We start from the raw sequence: 18,536 nt of genomic DNA on the forward strand, positions 1-18,536 counted from the left end.
GCATGCTGACCGTCGACGCCATCGACCTGCATTACGGCGCCGCCCAGGCGCTGCGGCGCGTCTCGATCACCGCGCAGGCTGGCAAGGTCACCTGCGTGATGGGCCGCAACGGCGTCGGCAAGACCACGCTGATGCGCGCCATCGTCGGGCAGCAGGCGATCAGCGCCGGCAAGATCTCCTTCGGCGGCGAGGATATCTCGACCTTGCGCACCGAGGACCGCGCCCGTGCCGGCATCGGTTTCGTGCCGCAGGGCCGCGAGGTCTTCCCGCTGCTCAGCGTGAAGGAAAATCTCGAGACCGGCTTCGCGCCGCTGCCGCGCCGGGAGCGCTATGTCCCGGACGAGCTCTTCGACCTGTTCCCCGTGCTCAAGTCCATGCTGGGCCGACGCGGCGGAGACCTCTCGGGAGGCCAGCAGCAGCAACTCGCGATCGCGCGGGCGCTGGTGACCCGACCCAAACTGCTGGTGCTGGACGAGCCGACGGAGGGCATCCAGCCCTCGATCATCAAGGATATCGGCCGCGCGATCGACTATCTGCGCTCCAAGGGCGACATGGCGATCGTGCTGGTCGAGCAGTATTTCGACTTCGCCCGCGACCTCGCCGACACGATGTTCGTGATGGACCGCGGCGAGGTCGTGCTGTCCGGCGCGATGAAGGACCTCGACGCCAACCAGGTCCAGCGACTGATCCAGGTCTGAGGGCCAGCACGCCGGCCTCGGTTGACCGCCCGGCCGGCAGCGGCGGCTTGATCCAGATCATGGCGACGCAGCGTCAATTGCACGGACACTCCTCGGATCGGGCCAGCCGGCCCCTCCGAGGGAGAGTGATCGTGGCGACCCGTCGACAGCCCTCAGCCGGTGCCGCGCGTCGGCAGCCCCGCCCGGCGCCGAAATCCGGCGAGTCCGCCATGACCGCCGAGGGCATTGAGGCCGGTCTGGCCGCGGAACGGACGGAAGCCGTTCAGGAAGCGCAGATCGCCGCCATTGCTTCGGTATCCGGCGAGGCCGACGCGGCAGAGGGGATCGATGCGATCCTCGCGGGCGCTGCACCCGATGACGCCCGCCGGATGCGCAGCGCGCTCGGCCTGCCGAAGGCGCCGGGGAAGCCGCGCGAAACCAGCGACGAATTGTCGGGCGACTGGCGCCAGGGCGCCTATCCCTATCGCTACAAGATGCTGCGCAAGGACTATGAGCGCGACAAGTTCAGGCTGCAGTCCGAACTTCTCAAGCTGCAGACCTGGGTGAAGGAGTCGCGCCAGCGCGTCGTCATCCTGTTCGAGGGCCGCGACGCGGCCGGCAAGGGCGGCGCCATCAAGCGCTTCATGGAGCATCTCAATCCGCGCGGCGCCCGGGTGGTCGCGCTGGAGAAGCCCAGCGAGGTCGAGCGCGGCCAGTGGTATTTCCAGCGCTATGTCCAGCATCTGCCGACGACCGGCGAAATCGTCCTGTTCGACCGCAGCTGGTACAACCGCGCCGGCGTCGAGCGCGTCATGGGCTTCTGCTCCGATTCCGAATACCGCGAGTTCCTGCGCCAGGCGCCGGAATTCGAGCGCAACCTCGTGCGCAGCGGCATCCACCTGATCAAGTTCTGGTTCTCGGTCAGCCGTGACGAGCAGCATCGGCGTTTCAAGGAGCGCGAGGCGCATCCGCTGAAGCAGTGGAAGCTCTCGCCCGTCGATCTCGCCAGCCTCGATAAATGGGACGACTACACGGCGGCCAAGGAGGCGATGTTCTTCGCCACCGACACGGCCGATTCGCCCTGGACGGTGGTGAAGTCCGACGACAAGAAGCGGGCGCGGCTCAACGCGTTTCGCTATGTGCTGCGTTCGCTGCCCTATGCCGGCAAGGACGTCGACCGCATCGGCGCGGTCGACACGCTGCTCGTCGGCCGCGCCAATTTCGTCTACGAGCGCGACGAGCAGGTGCCCGGCCAGTCGGCCTGACGACACCGCTCGCCCCGCCGCCTCGGGCGGCGGCGGATGCGGCGATCAGAACGCCAGCGGCGCGTTGTCGACGACCTCCTTCATCACGAAGAAGGTGCGCGTCTGCCGCACACCCGGAAGCGCGATCAGCTTGTCCCCGTGGAGCTTGTTGAAATCCGCCATGTCGCGCACGCGGATCTTCAGGATGTAGTCGAAATCACCCGCGACGATGTGGCAGTCGAGCACGACCGGCATGGCCCGGATCGCCGCTTCGAAATCGCCGAAGCTTTCTGGCGTCGAGCGGTCCAGCACCACGCCGACGAAGGCGAGCGTGCCCATCTCGACCTTTTGCGGCGAGACCTGTGCCCGCACGCCCGTGACATAGCCCTCCGTGAAGAGGCGCTGGATGCGCCTGTGGCAGGTGGCGGCGCTGGTGTTCACGCGCTTGGCGATCTCGGCATTGCCCATCCGCCCGTCGCTCTGCAGCAGCCGCAGAATCTTGAGGTCGGTCCGGTCGAGTTTGGGCTCCATGAAAGGATCTTCCGAAATAGAGGATCAATCTGAGAGCAAGGACAGGAGGTGGGATCGAATACGACGTCAAGCCGTCGTTTCGTGATCGAACATCGGAAGCACCTTTCAGTTGATTTTGGCTAGTTTTTCCGGAGTTCAATCCGGAGCAAGCAAGAACCATGCTGTCGAAATTCGAGCGTTATCCGCTGACCTTCGGCCCGACGCCGATCGAGCCGCTGCCGCGTCTGTCCGCCCATCTTGGCGGTCAGGTCGAGCTCTTCGCCAAGCGCGAGGACTGCAACTCCGGCCTCGCCTTCGGCGGCAACAAGCTGCGCAAGCTCGAATACATCGTGCCGGATGCGATCGCGTCGGGCGCCGACACGCTGGTCTCGATCGGCGGCGTCCAGTCGAACCACACCCGCATGGTCGCCGCGACCGCCGCCAAGATCGGCATGAAGTGCCGTCTCGTGCAGGAGAGCTGGGTGCCGCACGAGGATGCCGTCTATGACCGCGTCGGCAACATCCTGATGTCGCGGGTGATGGGCGCCGACGTCCAGCTCGTCGACGAGGGCTTCGACATCGGCATCCGCCAGAGCTGGGAGAATGCGCTGGCGGATGTGAAGGCCAAGGGCGGCAAGCCCTATCCGATCCCCGCCGGCGCCTCCGTCCACAAGTTCGGCGGCCTCGGCTATGTCGGCTTCGCCGAGGAGGTGAGGGCGCAGGAGGCCCAGCTCGGCTTCCAGTTCGACTACATCGTCGTCTGCACCGTGACGGGCTCGACCCATGCCGGCATGGTCGTCGGCTTCGCCAAGGACGGCCGCCAGCGCAACGTCATCGGCATCGACGCCTCCTTCACCCCGGCCCAGACCAGGGCGCAGGTGCTCGACATCGCGCAGAAGACCTCGGCCCTGGTCGGCAGCAGGGACATCGTCGCAGACGACATCGTCCTGAACGAGGACTATGCCTACCCCGTCTATGGCGTGCCCTCGCAGGAGACCATCGAGGCGATCCGACTCTCGGCCCGGCTCGAGGGCATGATGACCGACCCCGTCTATGAGGGGAAATCGATGCAGGGCATGATCGACCTGGTGAAGAAGGGCTTCTTCCCCGCCGGCTCGAAGGTGCTCTACGCCCATCTCGGCGGCGTGCCGGCGATCAACGGCTACAGCTACACCTTCCGAAACGGCTGACGGCGATGGAGGTCGTCCTCCTCATCGAGTTCGAGGCTGCCGCGCCCGGGCGCGCGGCCCTGCTGGAGCGGGTCGGGGCGCTCGCCCTCTCCGGGCGGGGCCGGCTCAGCTTCCTCGGCACCGCCCCGGGCGAGGCCGACGGGCCGGGCCGCGAGGTGCTGGCGGTCGGGCTGGCGCGGGCGGCCGAGGCCACGGCGCTCGTCGCGCGCTGGCGCGAGGACGGGGCGCTGCCGACCGGTGCCTCGGTACGCTATCTCGCCGTCCAGCCGCTCTGGTCGATGGAGCCGCTGGCGCTGATGTTCCCCTGACGCCACCGACCCTCCCCGGTACAGCAAAGCTTGTGGACGCTCAGCGGCCGCGGTTTATTAGCACTCCGGTGACGAGGAGCGCGTGCGTGGCGATTGTCAGGAAGGGCGACATCACGACGATCTCGCGAACCTTTCCGGACCTGCTGGGAGGCTACCGTGACAAGGCGAAGAAGGCCCTCGACAGCGTCCTGACCTTCGGGATTGGCCAGGCACTCAAGCGCATGGGTGAGATGGACCCGCTGCGCCGACGCGAAAACAGCGCCTATCTCGCCTTTGCCATCAAACATCAGTTCCAGCAATGGGCCCCCGAACTCCATGAGGCCGGCGAAGACCTGATTGAACGCGCGGCGGATCGCTTCGCCGAGTCGACCGCGGAGGCGCGCGACCTGTTCGCCTTCTGCCACGCCTTCGGTCTCCACCCGGTAGGCTCGGGCGCTCGGCTGATTGATCCCAAGATCACCTATGCGCATGCTGCGCTGTATTACACCTTCAGGGGTGGGCTCTATGAGTGCTATCAGGGCAACCTGTTCACTGAGTTGAACAAACGACGCGAATTCGTCGTCTACCTTCCTCATCCGCCTACGAAGAATCCGCATTCGGGTTTCTCCTTCACCATCCGCCAGCACGAGCGCCGCGGCTGACGGTTCCCGCATCGGGGAACGGCTTGTCGCGGCGGCGGCCCGGTGCCAGAAGCTCCCTGGCGGGACGATGCCCGCTGCCGAGGAGGGACTCTCATGCAGCTTGGAATGGTCGGCCTCGGCCGGATGGGTGGCAACATCGTGCGCCGGCTGATGCGCGCCGGTCATGATTGCGTCGTCTACGACCGCGATCCCAAGCCCGGCGCCGCTTTGGCGGCCGATGGCGCGCTCGTCGCGGCCGATCTCGCCGACATGGTCGCCAAGCTCCAGGCGCCGCGCGCCATCTGGGTGATGCTGCCGGCCGGCAAGATCACCGAGGCGACGCTGGCCGAGCTCGCAGGCCTGCTCTCGCCGGGCGACACGCTGATCGACGGCGGCAACGCCTTCTGGAAGGACGACGTCCGCCGCGGGCGCGAGCTGGCGGCCAAGGGCCTGCACTACATGGATGTCGGCACGTCGGGCGGCGTGCACGGCCTTGACCGCGGCTATTGCCTGATGATCGGCGGCGACAAGGAAGCCTTCGACCGGCTCGAGCCGATCTTCGCGACGCTCGCGCCCGGCAAGGGCGAGATCGAGCCGACCAAGCATCGCGAGGGCCGCAATCCGACGAGCGAGGAGGGCTATCTCCATTGCGGCCCGGTCGGCGCCGGCCATTTCGTCAAGATGGTCCATAACGGCATCGAATACGGCATGATGCAGGCCTTCGCCGAGGGATTCGACCTGCTGCGCAATGCGTCGGCCAAGGAAGGCCTGCCGCCTGAATACGGCTTTGCCTTCGACACCGCCGAGATCGCCGAGGTCTGGCGCCGCGGCTCGGTCGTGACCTCCTGGCTGCTCGACCTGACGGCCGAGGCGCTGGCCGCCGACGAGGACCTCTCCGCCTATTCCGGCAATGTCTCCGATTCGGGCGAGGGGCGCTGGACCGTCGATGCCGCGGTCGAGACCGCGACGCCGGCGGAGGTGCTGACCTCGGCGCTGTTCGCGCGCTTCCGCTCGCGCGTCGACCACACCTTCGGCGAGAAGGTGCTCTCGGCGATGCGGGCCGGCTTCGGCGGCCATGTCGAACCCAAAAAGCAGGGCTGACTCCGGATGGTTGCCTCCAACGCGGCCGTCAAGCCGGCCGTCATCGTCGTCATGGGCGTCGCCAGCTCGGGCAAGACCTCGCTGGGCGAGCGCCTCGCCGGCCAGCTCGGCTGGCCGTTCCGCGACGCCGACTCGTTCCACCCGCCGGAGAACGTCGCCAAGATGGCCGGCGGGACGCCGCTGAACGACGAGGACCGCAAGCCCTGGCTCGCCGCCATCGCCGCCTGGATCGACGATCTGCGCGCATCGGGCGGCCACGGCATCGTCACCTGCTCGGCGCTGAAGCGGGCCTATCGCCGCGTCATCGTCGGCGACCGGGCGGATGTCGCGCTGGTCTATCTCAGGGGCTCGCGCGCGCTGATCGGCGAGCGCATGGCGCAGAGGCAGCATCACTTCATGCCGACGGCGCTGCTCGACAGCCAGTTCGCCACGCTCGAGGAGCCGGGCGAGGACGAGCGACCGCTCGTCGTTTCGGTCGAATCGTCGAAGGACGCGATCGTCGCGGATGTGCTGACGCGGCTCGGACTGGCGTGAAGGGCTGACGTCGTTGCGAGCGTAGCGAAGCAATCCAAACTCGTAGAGCGCGCGGCCCTGGATTGCTTCGCTACGCTCGCAATGACGTTAAACAGTCATCGGCGGCGCCATGGCCAGCGGATCACGCCGCCGGCCTGCAGCGCCCACCACACCAGCACGGGCTGCAGCGCCAGCCGCGGCGCGTGATACCACCAGCTGGAGGGAAGGCCTGCCACTGCAATGCCTTCCAGCGCATGCTTGATGTTGGCCGGGAACACGCAGGCCGCATAGAGCGCGAGCCCGATTCCCGCGGCCGGGCGCAGGCGCGGGATCATCAGGCCAATGGCACCGGCGATCTCCGCAAGGCCCGTGGCGATCACCACCGCCAGGGGCGCCGGCACCCAGTCCGGCACGATCGGCAGGAAACCCTCCGGACGGGCGAGATGCATCAGGCCGGCCGCGAGATAGAACGCCGCCAGCAGCCACCGCATCCCCCGGCGCCAGCGGCTCTCGGCCATCAGGTCACCTCGAACCAGGTCCACAGGCCGCGGTCGAAGCGTTCCAGCACCGTCGAGGAGATCAGCCAGCGTCCCGGATTCTCGGCGATGAAGGCGATGTGCAGGCGCTTGCCGTCGGGGATCTGCACCGTGTCGAGGAAATAGGGCTCCCAGCCATCGTCGAGCGGGTGGAGCAGGCGGAAGCAATGGCCGTGGACGTGCAGCGGCTGCAGGAAGGCGGTCCGGTTGTCGATCGCGAGCACGATTGGCGTGCCGCGCTTGACGCTGAAGAGCGGCTTGCCCGAAGCGTCGCCCACCCCGCCATTCAGGCGCCAGGGGCGGGACGGATCGAGCCCCGCCATGTCGAGCTTCAGGTCGGCGCCGAGCTTCGCGCCGCCCTCGATCACGATCTGCGGCCGCACCGCATCCTGCAGGCGCACCGCCGCCGGCAGCGTCGGGTTGGCCTTGAGCGCCATCGGCGCGGTCGAGGCCGGCCGGGCGGCGCCCTCGGTGACGAGCCGGACCAGCGGCACCCCCGAGCCGACCAGCGCCGTCACGATCGCGGTCGCCCCGGCCTCTGTGGGCATGTCGACCAGGAGGTCGTAGCGGGTCCCCGGTGCGAAGGGCAGTTGCGAGCGCACCGGCTCGAAGGATTCGGTCGGTTGCCCATCGACCGCGATGACCACGGCCTTGATGCCGTCGAAGCGCAACCGCATGATCCGGGCATTGCAGGCATTGGCGAGCCGCAGGCGCACCCGCGCGCCTGGCGCGACCGGCACGCGCTGTGGGGGCGCAGCACCATTGACGGTGATCCAGCTGCCCAGCCGGCCCGCGGCGGCGGCCGCGGGGCTTTCGACCGGGAAGGGCTGGAGCGCGTTGTCGTTGCCCAGCAGCCAGTCGGTGACCAGGACCGGCAGGTCGAGATCGACCGGCGGTGGGTCCTTCTCCTCGACCACCAGAAGCCCGCTCAGGCCACGGCCGGCGGGTTCTGCCGCGCCACCCAGGACCAGCGGCCGATACAGGATCGTTCCGGAATCAGGCGGCGTCAGCCGGTACTCGAAGCTCTCGCCCGGCGCGATCGGCGCCTGGCTGAACCCGCCGACGCCATCCATCGCCGCCTCGCCGCGCAGGCCGTGCCAATGCAGCGCCAGCGGCGCGGTGGTCTTGTTGGCGAGGCGAAGATGCAGCGTGCGGCCCTGCTGGAGCCGCAGGGCCGGCCCCGGTGTCGCGCCGTCGAAGGCCCAGAGTTCGGTATCGACGGCCGGCGCCGGGCGCAGCCTCTGCCGCGCCGGCCCGGCCGACAGGCTCCGGGCAACGGGGGCAGGGGTGGTGGCGGCGTGGGGAGGCGTTGTCTGCGCCCCGGCCCGCGAGGAAAGGCCGGGCAGGGCGGCGAGGGCTCCCAGCGCCGCGAGCGCGGTGCGGCGGGTCGGCGGGGCGGGGCGGTCTGTCGCGTCGGTCATGATCACCGGCATAATCGGCGGCGGGACCGAAGGCGAGAGGCCGCATCCTTGCGATCGCGTGAGGACGGCCGCCCGGCGTCTTTTGCAGAACCGTCATTTTTTTGCTGCATGGGCCGCCTGAAATGCGTATAGCACCGGCGCCCAATGATGGCCGCGCTGCGCTTTCCCGCGTGCTGGCGCCATCGGGCCGGCGGGCGTGGCGGAACTGGTAGACGCACTGGTTTTAGGTACCAGCGGCGAAAGTCGTGGGGGTTCGAGTCCCTCCGCCCGCACCATCGGCCTCGATCACCGCGCGCCCTTTTGGGCGCGAAAGACGGTGATCGATGTATTTGATGCTGCATCGGATTTTCCGAAAAGTGCATTCCACTTTTCGGTCCGATGCGAGTTTCGTGAGCGCGGCGGCGGTCTCCCGGCGTCGCGCTTTGGACATTGAAGTAACGAGCTGTTGGCGGATCGAAAACGATGAACGTGACCGAAACCCTCTCGCAGGGCCTCAAGCGCGAATTTCAGGTGGTGCTGAACGCCGCCGACCTCAAGACGCGGCTCGATGACGGCCTGCAGGGTCTTCAGGGCAAGGCCAAGATCAATGGCTTCCGTCCCGGCAAGGTGCCGGTCGGCCATCTGCGCCGGCTCTATGGCCGCTCGGTCATGGCCGATGTCGTGCAGAACGCGGTCAACGAGGCCAACCAGAAGATCGTCGCCGACCACGGCCTGAAGCTCGCCTTCGAGCCGCAGATCAAGTTCCCCGAGAACAAGGACGAGATCGAGGCCGCGATGGAGGCCAAGGGCGATCTCGCCTTCACCGTCGCCCTCGAGGTCCTGCCCAAGATCGAGCTCGCCGACCTGTCGGACGTGGCGCTCACCAAGCCGGTCGCCGAGGTTCCCGACGCCGATGTCGACGCCGCCCTGGAGCGGATGGCCGGCTCGAACCGCAGCTTCTCCAACAAGGGCGAGAAGGCCAAGGCCGAGAAGGGCGACCGCCTGATGATCTCCTTCGTCGGCACGCTCGAGGGCAAGCCCTTCGACGGCGGCACGGGCGAGGGCATCGCGCTGGACGTCGGCGCCGGCCAGTTCATCCCCGGCTTCGAGGAGCAGCTCGAGGGCGCGGCCGCCGGCGAGACCCGCACCGTCAAGGTCACCTTCCCCGAGAACTACACCGCCGAGCACCTTGCCGGTAAGCCGGCCGAGTTCGAGGTCACCGTGACCGAGGTCCAGGCCCCCGAGCCCGTCACGATCGACGACGAGCTGGCCAAGGCCTTCGGGCTGGAGTCGCTCGATGCGCTCAAGAAGGCGATCCGCGAGCAGATCGGCCGCGATTTCGCCACCCAGTCGCGCCGCAAGCTCAAGAAGAGCCTGCTCGACGCGCTCGATACGAAATACACCTTCGAGCTGCCGCCGACCCTGGTCGAGCAGGAGTTCGCGAGCGTCTGGAGCCAGGTCGAGGCCGACATGAAGGACGCCAAGAAGTCCTTCGAGGACGAGGGCACGACCGAGGACGCCGCTCGGGGCGACTACCGCAAGATCGCCGAGCGCCGCGTGCGCCTCGGCCTCGTGCTGGCCGAGATCGGCGAGCAGGCCAAGGTCCAGATCTCCGATGACGAGGTCACCCAGGCGCTGGTCGAGCGCGCCCGTCAGTTCCCCGGCCAGGAGAAGCAGGTCTGGGAGTTCTATCGCAAGAACCCGCAGGCGCTTGCCGAGATCCGCGCCCCGATCTTCGAGGAGAAGGTCGTCGACCACCTGCTCGGCCAGATCAAGGTCGAGGATCAGACCGTGTCCCGCGAGGCGCTCTACGCCGACGAGGACGCCGAGGGATCGGCGGAGGCCAAGCCCAAGAAGGCCGCAGCCAAGAAGGCGAAGAAGGCCGACAAGGCTGAGGGCGACGACGCGTCCGCCTGAACACGCCGGAAACCTTAACCAGAGACAGTGGCGCCGCTCGGCTCATGCCGGGCGGCGCTTCTCTTTTCAGCCGCGTTTGCCGTGCTTATGTGGGTAGCCTCTCAGGACATCCGATTCGAACGACCGCCGGTTTCCGGCTCCCGCCCCCGGCTCTGCACCCAAGGACAGTTTCATGCTGCGCGATCCGATCGAGACCTACAACAATCTCGTCCCGATGGTGGTCGAGCAATCGAGCCGCGGCGAGCGCGCCTTCGACATCTATTCGCGCCTGCTGCGTGAACGCATCATCTTCCTGACCGGTCCGGTCGAGGATTACTCGGCGTCGCTGATCGTGGCGCAGCTGCTGTTCCTCGAGGCCGAGAACCCCAAGAAGGAGATCTCCTTCTACATCAACTCGCCCGGTGGCGTGGTCACCTCGGGCCTGTCGATCTACGACACCATGCAGTTCATCCGCTGCCCGGTGACGACGCTCTGCGTCGGCCAGGCCGCCTCGATGGGCTCGCTGCTGCTGACCGCCGGCGCCAAGGACATGCGCTTCGCGCTGCCCAACGCCCGCATCATGGTTCACCAGCCCTCGGGCGGCTATCAGGGCCAGGTCACCGACATCCTGATCCACGCCCGCGAGGTCGAGAGCCTGAAGCGCCGGCTGAACGAGATCTACGTCACCCACACCGGCCGCAGCTATGCCGAGATCGAGGCGGCGCTGGAGCGCGACAACTTCATGACCGCCGAGGCCGCCCGCGAGTTCGGTCTGATCGACAAGGTCATCGACAAGCGCCCGGAGGACGCGGCCTGAGGCGGCTGCGACGAGCGGGCGCGCCGCCTGTGGGTTGGCTCGCCCGCCATCCGGCCCCATATTGCAAGGTGGTCGGCCCCGTGTTTGCATGGGGAATCGAATGGACGCGGGATGATCCCGCAGGTGTTTCAGCCTGATCCGATTGTGGATCGGCCGCGAATTCAGGCGTTTCGGAACGAGCCGTTAACCTGATGATCGTGAACTGAACGCCTATGATGACGAAGAGACGACGGTTGCATCCGCTTTGGGCTGATGTGGTCTCCGGCTCCGAGAATGGAGATGGACGATGAGTAAGGTCAGCGGCGGCGATTCCAAGAGCACGCTCTACTGCTCCTTCTGCGGCAAGAGCCAGCACGAGGTTCGCAAGCTCATTGCAGGACCGACCGTGTTCATCTGCGACGAATGCGTCGAGCTGTGCATGGACATCATCCGCGAGGAATCGAAATCCGCGCTGGTCAAGTCCAAGGACGGGGTGCCGACGCCCAAGGAGATCCGCAAGGTCCTGGACGACTACGTCATCGGCCAGGAGCACGCCAAGAAGGTGCTCTCGGTCGCCGTCCACAACCATTACAAGCGGCTTTCGCACGCGACCAAGCACAACGACGTCGAGCTCGCGAAGTCCAACATCCTTCTGATCGGACCGACGGGCTCGGGCAAGACGCTGCTGGCGCAGACGCTGGCGCGCATCCTCGACGTGCCCTTCACCATGGCCGACGCGACGACGCTGACCGAAGCCGGCTATGTCGGCGAGGATGTCGAGAACATCATCCTCAAGCTGCTCCAGGCCTCCGACTACAATGTCGAGCGGGCGCAGCGCGGCATCGTCTACATCGACGAGATCGACAAGATCAGCCGCAAGTCCGACAACCCGTCGATCACCCGCGACGTCTCGGGCGAGGGCGTGCAGCAGGCCCTGCTCAAGATCATGGAGGGCACCGTTGCCTCCGTGCCGCCGCAGGGCGGGCGCAAGCATCCGCAGCAGGAGTTCCTGCAGGTCGACACCACCAACATCCTCTTCATCTGCGGTGGCGCCTTCGCGGGCCTCGACAAGATCATCGCCGGGCGCGGCAAGGGCACCTCGATCGGCTTCGGCGCGACCGTGAAGGGCCCCGACGAGCGCCGCACCGGCGCGATCTTCCGCGAGGTCGAGCCGGAGGATCTGCTGAAGTTCGGCCTCATCCCGGAATTCGTCGGCCGTCTGCCGGTCCTGGCGACGCTGGAGGATCTCGACGAGGCGGCGCTGAAGACCATCCTGACCGAGCCGAAGAACGCGCTGGTCAAGCAGTATCAGCGTCTCTTCGAGATGGAGGACACCGAGCTGACCTTCACCGACGAGGCAGTCAGCCTGATCGCCCGCAAGGCGATCGAGCGCAAGACCGGCGCGCGCGGCCTGCGCTCGATCATGGAGGGCATCCTGCTCGAGACGATGTACGAACTGCCGGGCCTCGAAGGCGTCGAGCAGGTCGTGATCGGCCCGGAGGCGGTGGAATCCAAGTCCCGGCCGCTGTTCATCTACTCGGAGCGCGAGGAAGAGGCGAAGTCCGCCTCGGCCTGATGTCGCGGTCGATGGCCCGGGGCAGGTATTGCCCCCGCGGCGAACGAAGCTACGAACCTGCTTCGCTAGCTCTGCTGACGTCGAACGCGCGCTGTCTGGCGCGCGTTTTGCGTATCGGACCAGAGATCTGCTTCGGTCACTCGGGCGTATGCTTGGGGCTGCTCCGACGGGGCCTTGCCTCAGGCCTGCGAAAACAGGTCTGCGTCTGGCCGCGAGCCGATTGACGCAGTGCAAACTTCTGGGGCCAACTGTTGCCGGATCGCTTGAAAGCCGGCGCGGAAGTCTCCACTTTAATTCCACTCGCGAGAGTCGCATGCCTGTCGAGGGTGCGATGCGCGGGGGCGGACGCGGTGAATGGTCGCCACGCCCGCTTACGTCCGGCGCCTACGCCCATTGCGGGGGGACGTCGGGCGCAACCACAAAGGAAAAGTCATGACTGGCTCGGCGCCCCGCGCTCCTTTCGTGCCCGGCGAGACCGGCACTTATCCGGTTCTTCCCCTGCGCGACATCGTCGTGTTCCCCCATATGATCGTGCCGCTCTTCGTCGGCCGCGAGAAGTCGATCCGTGCGCTCGAAGAGGTCGTCAAGACCGACGGGCTGATCCTGCTCGCCACCCAGAAGAACGCCGGCGACGATGATCCGGAGACCAAGGACATCTACGAGATCGGCACGCTCGCCCGTGTGCTGCAGCTGCTCAAGCTGCCCGACTCCACCGTCAAGGTGCTGGTCGAGGGCGTCGGCCGCGCGAAGGCAACGGCTTATGTCGCCGACGAGGCCTTCTACCAGGCCGAGGCCGTGAGCCTCGCCGAGGAGGAGGGCAAGAAGGTCGAGGTCGAGGCGCTCGGCCGTTCGGTCATCAGCGAGTTCGAGAGCTATGTGAAGCTCAACAAGAAGATCTCGCCCGAGATCGTGGCGGCCGTGTCGCAGATCGACGAGCCCTCCAAGCTCGCCGATACCGTGGCCTCGCATCTGGCGGTGAAGATCGCCGACCGTCAGGCCGTGCTGGAAATCACCCAGGTCGCGCATCGTCTGGAGAAGGTGCTCTCGCTGATGGAGAGCGAGATGTCCGTGCTCCAGGTCGAGAAGCGCATCCGCTCGCGCGTCAAGCGCCAGATGGAGAAGACCCAGCGCGAGTACTACCTCAACGAGCAGATGAAGGCGATCCAGAAGGAGCTCGGCGACGGCGAGGAAGGCCGCGACGAACTGGCCGAGCTGGAGGAGCGGATCGCGCGCACGAAGCTCTCCAAGGAGGCCCGCGACAAGGCCATCGCGGAGATGAAGAAGCTGCGCCAGATGTCGCCGATGTCGGCCGAGGCGACGGTCGTGCGCAACTATCTCGACTGGATGCTCGGCATCCCGTGGGGCAAGAAGTCGAAGATCAAGAAGGATCTCCCGGCTGCCCAGGCGGTGCTGGACGACGATCACTTCGGGCTCGACAAGGTGAAGGACCGCATCGTCGAGTACCTCGCGGTGCAGCAGCGCGCCAACCGGCTCGCCGGCCCGATCCTGTGCCTCGTCGGCCCTCCGGGCGTCGGCAAGACCTCGCTCGGCAAGTCGATCGCCAAGGCGACGGGGCGCGAATTCGTGCGCATGTCGCTCGGCGGCGTGCGTGACGAGGCCGAGATCCGTGGTCACCGGCGCACCTATATCGGCTCGATGCCCGGCAAGATCATCCAGTCGATGAAGAAGGCCAAGACCGCCAACCCGCTGATCCTGCTCGACGAGATCGACAAGATGGGCCAGGACTTTCGCGGCGACCCGTCGGCGGCCCTGCTCGAGGTGCTCGATCCCGAGCAGAACGGCACCTTCAACGACCACTATCTCGAGGTCGACTACGACCTCTCGAACGTCATGTTCGTGACGACGGCGAACACGCTGAACATCCCGCCGGCCCTGCTGGATCGGATGGAGGTGATCCGCATCGCCGGCTACACCGAGGACGAGAAGACCGAGATCGCCCGCCGCCACCTGATCCCCAACGCGATCAAGAAGCACGGGCTGGAATCGAAGGAGTGGTCGATCGAGGACGACGCGCTGCAGACCCTGGTGCGCCGCTATACGAGGGAAGCCGGCGTCCGCAACCTCGAGCGCGAGCTCTCCAACACCGTCCGCAAGGCGGTGAAGGACATCGTGCTGACCAAGAAGAAGAAGGTCACCGTCACCGGCGAGTTGCTGGAGGAGTATCTCGGCCCGCCGCGCTACCGCTACGGCATGGCCGAGACGGAGGATCAGGTCGGTGTCGTCACAGGTCTGGCCTGGACCGAGGTCGGCGGCGAGCTGCTGACGATCGAAGGCGTCATGATGCCCGGCAAGGGCAAGATGACGGTCACCGGCAACCTCAAGGAGGTGATGAAGGAATCGATCTCCGCGGCGGCGTCCTATGTCCGCTCGCGCGCCGTCGATTTCGGCATCGAGCCGCCACTCTTCGATCGTCGGGACATCCACGTCCACGTTCCCGAGGGCGCGACCCCGAAGGACGGTCCCTCGGCCGGTATCGCGATGGCGACCTCGATCGTCTCGATCCTGACCGGCATCCCGACCAATCGCGACGTCGCCATGACCGGCGAGGTCACGCTGCGGGGCAGGGTGCTGCCGATCGGCGGTCTGAAGGAGAAGCTCCTGGCGGCGCTGCGGGGCGGCATCAAGAAGGTGCTGATCCCCGAGGACAACGCCAAGGATCTGGTCGATCTGCCCAAGTCCGTGAAGGAGGGCATGGAGATCGTTCCGGTCTCGCGGATGGAGCAGGTTCTCCAGCACGCCCTGACGCGGCAGCCCGTGCCGATCGTCTGGGAGGAGGACCTCAAGGCGCTTCCCAAGGTCTCGGACGACGACGCCGCGGGCGTGGTCGCTCACTGAAGCATCTGAACGGAACAACCGAGGCCGCCGGGCAACCGGCGGCCTTTCCTATGGTAATGTGTTAACCACGCCTGCGCATGATCGCCCCGATCCAGGGTGACTCATGACGGACGATGGTTGATTCGGCGAAGGTGCAAGGCGAGGCCGCGGGCCGTGGCGATGCCCTCTCGGGTTTCTTCGCGCCGCGATCCCTGATCTGGTCGATCGTTCTGCCGGGGGTCGCCACCATCGCCCTGCTGATGGTGGCGCTTGCCGCTTATCTGCCCGATTCGATCGTCGCGATCGAGGTTCGCGCGGCGCGCGAACGCGCGGTCGCCGCGGCGACACGGCTGGTGTCGCTCAGGGCCTTCTACTCGGAAACCGTGGTCTCGCGCCTGACGCCCGGGGGGGATGTCGTCGCCACCGCCAACTACGGCTCAAATCCGCACGCCATTCCTGTCCCCACGACCTTTCTCCTCGATTATACGGCGCGGCTCAACGCCGGCGGCGACCACATCAGGCTGGTCAGCCCTTTCCCCTGGCCGCAGCGGCAGCGGCGCGAGGACCTCGACGCTTTCCAGACGGCAGCCTGGAAAGCGTTGACCGAGGACCGGACGCCCTCGTTCAGCACCATCGAGGGCAGCGGGCCCGGCGCCGTGCTGCGCGTCGCAATCGCCGACCGCATGACGCAGAGCTGTGTCGAATGTCACAACAGCCATCCCGATTCGCCGATCCGCATCTGGAAGGTCGGCGATGTGCGGGGGCTCATCGAGATCCGGCAGTCGCTCGCGACCGTCACCAAGGAGGCCCGCGAGATCGGCTGGCGGCTGACCCAGGGCGGGCTGCTGGCGGCCGCGATCCTGCTGCTGACCTTCATCCTCGTGGCGCTGCGCGTGGTCCGTCCCCTGCGCGACCTGACCGCGACGATCGGGCAACTCGCCCATGACCGTGGCGATGTCACGATTCCCTATGTCGCCCGGCGCGACGAACTCGGCGTCGTCGCCCGCGCGCTGCAGATGCTGAAGCTGGAACGGCGCGCCGCGCTCGCCGCGCAGCAGGTGGCCGATGAGGAGGCCCGCCAGCGGCTCGAGCGGGCCGGCCGGCTGCATCGCTTCAGTGCCGGGCTGGGCGAGGACCTGCACCGCCTGCGGGCCGAAGCCGCCTCGTCCTCGGAAGCGATCCGGGGCGCGGTGAGCGAGGTCGCGGCCCTGTCCTCCGTGAGCTCCGACTTGGTACACCAGGCACAGACCCATGCCACCCGTCTCGATGAGGCGGGGCGGGCCGTGATCGCGCTGAGCGAGGCCATCGGGACCGCCGTCCACGCCGTGGAGGCGCATCTCGACCTCGTCGGACACCATGCCGAGCAGACCGTCAGACGCTCGCGCGACGCCGAGGACAGGACACGCCGCCTCGCCACGGAGGCGACCCGCGTGGGTGATGTCGTCGGCGTCATCCGCGACATCGCCGAACAGGTCAATCTGCTGGCCCTCAACGCGACGATCGAGGCCGCTCGCGCCGGGCCGGCCGGGCGCGGCTTCGCCGTCGTCGCCGGCGAGGTGAAGGCGCTGGCCGAGCGCACGGCTGCGGCGACCGAGGACATCTCAGACCGCATCTGCAAGATTCAGCAGGCTTCTGGCGAGGTCGCGGCGCAGATCACCGACATGACCGGCGGACTCGTGGCCGATGGGGCGACCGCGCGCGATCTCGCCCAGCGGCTGCGCGACGACGTGGCCGTCTCCAACGACATCGAGCGCCACATGCGCACCGTGTTCGAGGAAGCCCGCGCCATGGTCGCGGCACTGGACCGGGTTCGCAGCGAGACGGCCGAGGCAGGGGGCAGCGTGCGGGCGCTGGACGAGGCCACGTCGCGGGTGGCGGCAGCGGTCCGGCAGCTCGACCACCACGCCGATTCGCTCTCGCGCGAGATTGCCGCGGCCTGAGGGCGAAACCTGGTGGGCGGTGACGGGCTCGAACCGCCGACCCTCTCGGTGTAAACGAGATGCTCTACCGACTGAGCTAACCGCCCGCGTCGCCGGATGTAAGCCCTGCCGCCCTCGCCATCAAGCGTTCAGTGCCCGTGTCATGCGGCTCGGGAGCGGGCCATTCCGCCATGCGTCCGGGACATCTTCATTTTGCCGGGCACCCGCGCTTGACACTTCGGGCCCGTCGCCATAATCCACACCTCGCCGACGGCCACAGCGCTTCGGCAGCCCTGCGCGGGCGTAGCTCAGTTGGTTAGAGTGCCGGCCTGTCACGCCGGAGGTCGCGGGTTCGAGCCCCGTCGCCCGCGCCATTTATTTTCGATGCTGAGATGGCATCGCCCTTGAGCCGTCACACTGTCCTGAGTGGGCTCACGACGCTTTCGCTCCCGGATCGTTCTTTCAAAGCGTTGCGCGGCCTTCACGGCGCAGCATGTCGGCGGCGCCAACGACTCGCCAGTCGAGACCGGGCTTGCTCTTCGAGACAGGGGCAGCCGCCGGTGGCCCCTCAGGGCTCCCTGACGTCAGATTGCGCGGTGATGCCAGGTCGAGCCCGCTGGCTCGCAGACCATGGCGGTCAGACCCGCGTCCCGCCGTCGGCCATGATGACGGAGGCCGTCATGAACGAGGCCTCGTCCGACGCCAGCCACAGGATTGGCCACGCGACCTCGCGCGGATCGGCCCAGCGGCGCTGGATATTGTGGTCGGTTCTTTCGGTTCGGAGGTCCTGCTCGGTTTTCCCCTCCGGCGCGAAGCGGCGGACATGGAACGGCGTCAGCGTCAGGCCGGGACAGACGGCGTTGACGCGCACGCCGCGATCGGCCTCCTCGAAGGCGAGCGTCTTCGTCATCGAGATGATGCCGGCTTTGGCAACGTCATACTGTCCCATGCCCCCGCGGGGGTTGAACGCATGCGTCGACGAAACATTGACGATAGCGCCCTTCTGGGACGACCGCAGTGACGGCAGCGCCTCGCGGGCGAGGTAGGCATAGCTCAGCAGGTTGACCGACAGGATTTTCGACCACGTCTCGGCCTTGGCCGCGTCGAGCGGCTCATAGGCGCGGATGCCTGCGTTGTTGACGAGAATGTCGATCTTGCCGAACGCCGCCAGTGTTCTCTCGACGATCGCGGCGGCCGAGGCCTCCTGTCCGACATCGATCTCCAGGTCCAGCACGCGGGCGGCAGGGACCCTCGTGCGGATCGCCTCTGACACGTCCTTCAGGGCGGAGGCGTCGATGTCGACCAGCACGACGGCCGCTCCCTCGGCGACGAAGAGTTCGGCCGTGGCCGCCCCGATGCCGCCCGCGCCGCCGGTGATGATCGCGACCTTGCCGTCCAAGCGTGCCATGTCGTCG

16 protein-coding genes and 3 tRNA genes are annotated in these 18,536 nt (G+C 67.3%); 14 read left to right on the forward strand and 5 right to left on the reverse strand.

Translation table 11 applies throughout. The features are described from left to right. Positions 1 to 2: 2 nt before the first annotated feature. Both urtE and ppk2 read left to right on the forward strand, forming a co-directional pair. On the forward strand, positions 3 to 698 hold the full coding sequence (gene urtE, locus BSY19_RS15340) for an urea ABC transporter ATP-binding subunit UrtE (RefSeq protein ID WP_069054906.1): 696 nt from the start codon (positions 3 to 5) through the stop codon (positions 696 to 698). A 209-nt stretch (positions 699 to 907) separates the two neighbouring features. Beyond that, positions 908 to 1,942, forward strand: a complete 1,035-nt coding sequence (gene ppk2, locus BSY19_RS15345; protein WP_069054907.1) for a polyphosphate kinase 2 — start codon at positions 908 to 910, stop codon at positions 1,940 to 1,942. A gap of 45 nt (positions 1,943 to 1,987) precedes the next feature. On the opposite strand, the gene BSY19_RS15350 is transcribed toward ppk2, so the two are convergent. Further along, positions 1,988 to 2,452 carry an Lrp/AsnC family transcriptional regulator gene (locus tag BSY19_RS15350; protein ID WP_067991020.1) on the reverse strand — a complete coding sequence of 155 codons (465 nt, stop codon included), beginning with the start codon at positions 2,450 to 2,452 and terminating at the stop codon, positions 1,988 to 1,990. 158 nt (positions 2,453 to 2,610) lie between these two features. On the opposite strand from BSY19_RS15350, the gene BSY19_RS15355 reads away from it, so the two are divergent. From BSY19_RS15355 to BSY19_RS15375, 5 genes are all read left to right on the forward strand, one after another. Next, a complete protein-coding gene (locus BSY19_RS15355) occupies positions 2,611 to 3,621 on the forward strand; it encodes a 1-aminocyclopropane-1-carboxylate deaminase (RefSeq protein WP_069054908.1) in 1,011 nt (336 codons plus the stop codon). Positions 3,622 to 3,626: 5 nt separating this feature from the next. Continuing rightward, the gene (locus BSY19_RS15360; RefSeq protein ID WP_069054909.1) at positions 3,627 to 3,929 is read left to right on the forward strand and encodes a hypothetical protein; all 303 of its coding nucleotides are present in this window, start codon (positions 3,627 to 3,629) and stop codon (positions 3,927 to 3,929) included. An 86-nt stretch (positions 3,930 to 4,015) separates the two neighbouring features. Beyond that, the gene (locus BSY19_RS15365; protein ID WP_069054910.1) at positions 4,016 to 4,570 is read left to right on the forward strand and encodes a hypothetical protein; all 555 of its coding nucleotides are present in this window, start codon (positions 4,016 to 4,018) and stop codon (positions 4,568 to 4,570) included. A gap of 93 nt (positions 4,571 to 4,663) precedes the next feature. Continuing rightward, positions 4,664 to 5,650, forward strand: a complete 987-nt coding sequence (gene gnd, locus BSY19_RS15370) for a phosphogluconate dehydrogenase (NAD(+)-dependent, decarboxylating) (protein WP_069054911.1) — start codon at positions 4,664 to 4,666, stop codon at positions 5,648 to 5,650. 6 nt (positions 5,651 to 5,656) lie between these two features. After that, complete coding sequence (locus BSY19_RS15375) at positions 5,657 to 6,184, forward strand: gluconokinase (protein ID WP_236840373.1); 528 nt, start codon at positions 5,657 to 5,659, stop codon at positions 6,182 to 6,184. Positions 6,185 to 6,279: 95 nt separating this feature from the next. Here the strand turns inward: BSY19_RS15375 and BSY19_RS15380 are convergent, their stop codons facing one another. Both BSY19_RS15380 and BSY19_RS15385 read right to left on the reverse strand, forming a co-directional pair. After that, a complete protein-coding gene (locus tag BSY19_RS15380) occupies positions 6,280 to 6,681 on the reverse strand; it encodes a DoxX family protein (RefSeq protein ID WP_069054912.1) in 402 nt (133 codons plus the stop codon). After that, a complete protein-coding gene (locus BSY19_RS15385) occupies positions 6,681 to 8,120 on the reverse strand; it encodes a multicopper oxidase family protein (protein WP_069057151.1) in 1,440 nt (479 codons plus the stop codon). Before BSY19_RS15385 ends, BSY19_RS15380 begins: the two co-directional genes overlap by 1 nt. 190 nt (positions 8,121 to 8,310) lie before the next feature. On the opposite strand from BSY19_RS15385, the gene BSY19_RS15390 reads away from it, so the two are divergent. The 6 genes from BSY19_RS15390 to BSY19_RS15415 all read left to right on the forward strand — a co-directional run bounded on the left by BSY19_RS15390 (position 8,311) and on the right by BSY19_RS15415 (position 17,142). Further along, a tRNA-Leu gene (locus BSY19_RS15390) sits at positions 8,311 to 8,395 on the forward strand. 187 nt (positions 8,396 to 8,582) lie between these two features. Further along, positions 8,583 to 10,016 (forward strand): trigger factor, encoded by a 1,434-nt coding sequence (gene tig / locus BSY19_RS15395; protein WP_069054913.1) that lies wholly within the window; start codon positions 8,583 to 8,585, stop codon positions 10,014 to 10,016. A gap of 172 nt (positions 10,017 to 10,188) precedes the next feature. Beyond that, positions 10,189 to 10,812, forward strand: coding sequence for an ATP-dependent Clp protease proteolytic subunit (locus BSY19_RS15400; RefSeq protein WP_371126650.1), 624 nt, complete (start codon positions 10,189 to 10,191; stop codon positions 10,810 to 10,812). A gap of 286 nt (positions 10,813 to 11,098) precedes the next feature. Then, positions 11,099 to 12,367, forward strand: coding sequence for an ATP-dependent Clp protease ATP-binding subunit ClpX (clpX, locus tag BSY19_RS15405; protein ID WP_069054914.1), 1,269 nt, complete (start codon positions 11,099 to 11,101; stop codon positions 12,365 to 12,367). 432 nt (positions 12,368 to 12,799) lie between these two features. After that, positions 12,800 to 15,223 (forward strand): endopeptidase La, encoded by a 2,424-nt coding sequence (gene lon / locus BSY19_RS15410; protein WP_069054915.1) that lies wholly within the window; start codon positions 12,800 to 12,802, stop codon positions 15,221 to 15,223. A gap of 113 nt (positions 15,224 to 15,336) precedes the next feature. Next, entirely contained in the window at positions 15,337 to 17,142 is a 1,806-nt protein-coding gene (locus BSY19_RS15415) for a methyl-accepting chemotaxis protein (protein ID WP_069054916.1), read from the forward strand. Positions 17,143 to 17,152: 10 nt separating this feature from the next. On the opposite strand, the gene BSY19_RS15420 is transcribed toward BSY19_RS15415, so the two are convergent. Beyond that, positions 17,153 to 17,228: transfer RNA gene (locus tag BSY19_RS15420), tRNA-Val, on the reverse strand. 190 nt (positions 17,229 to 17,418) lie between these two features. Here BSY19_RS15420 and BSY19_RS15425 point away from each other — a divergent pair. Further along, positions 17,419 to 17,495 (forward strand) — tRNA-Asp (locus BSY19_RS15425). Between the two features lie 263 nt (positions 17,496 to 17,758). Here the strand turns inward: BSY19_RS15425 and BSY19_RS15430 are convergent. Then, positions 17,759 to 18,529, reverse strand: a complete 771-nt coding sequence (locus BSY19_RS15430) for an SDR family NAD(P)-dependent oxidoreductase (protein WP_069054917.1) — start codon at positions 18,527 to 18,529, stop codon at positions 17,759 to 17,761. Between the last annotated feature and the right edge of the window lie 7 nt (positions 18,530 to 18,536).

This window comes from Bosea sp. RAC05, assembly GCF_001713455.1.
Lineage (GTDB): Bacteria > Pseudomonadota > Alphaproteobacteria > Rhizobiales > Beijerinckiaceae > Allobosea.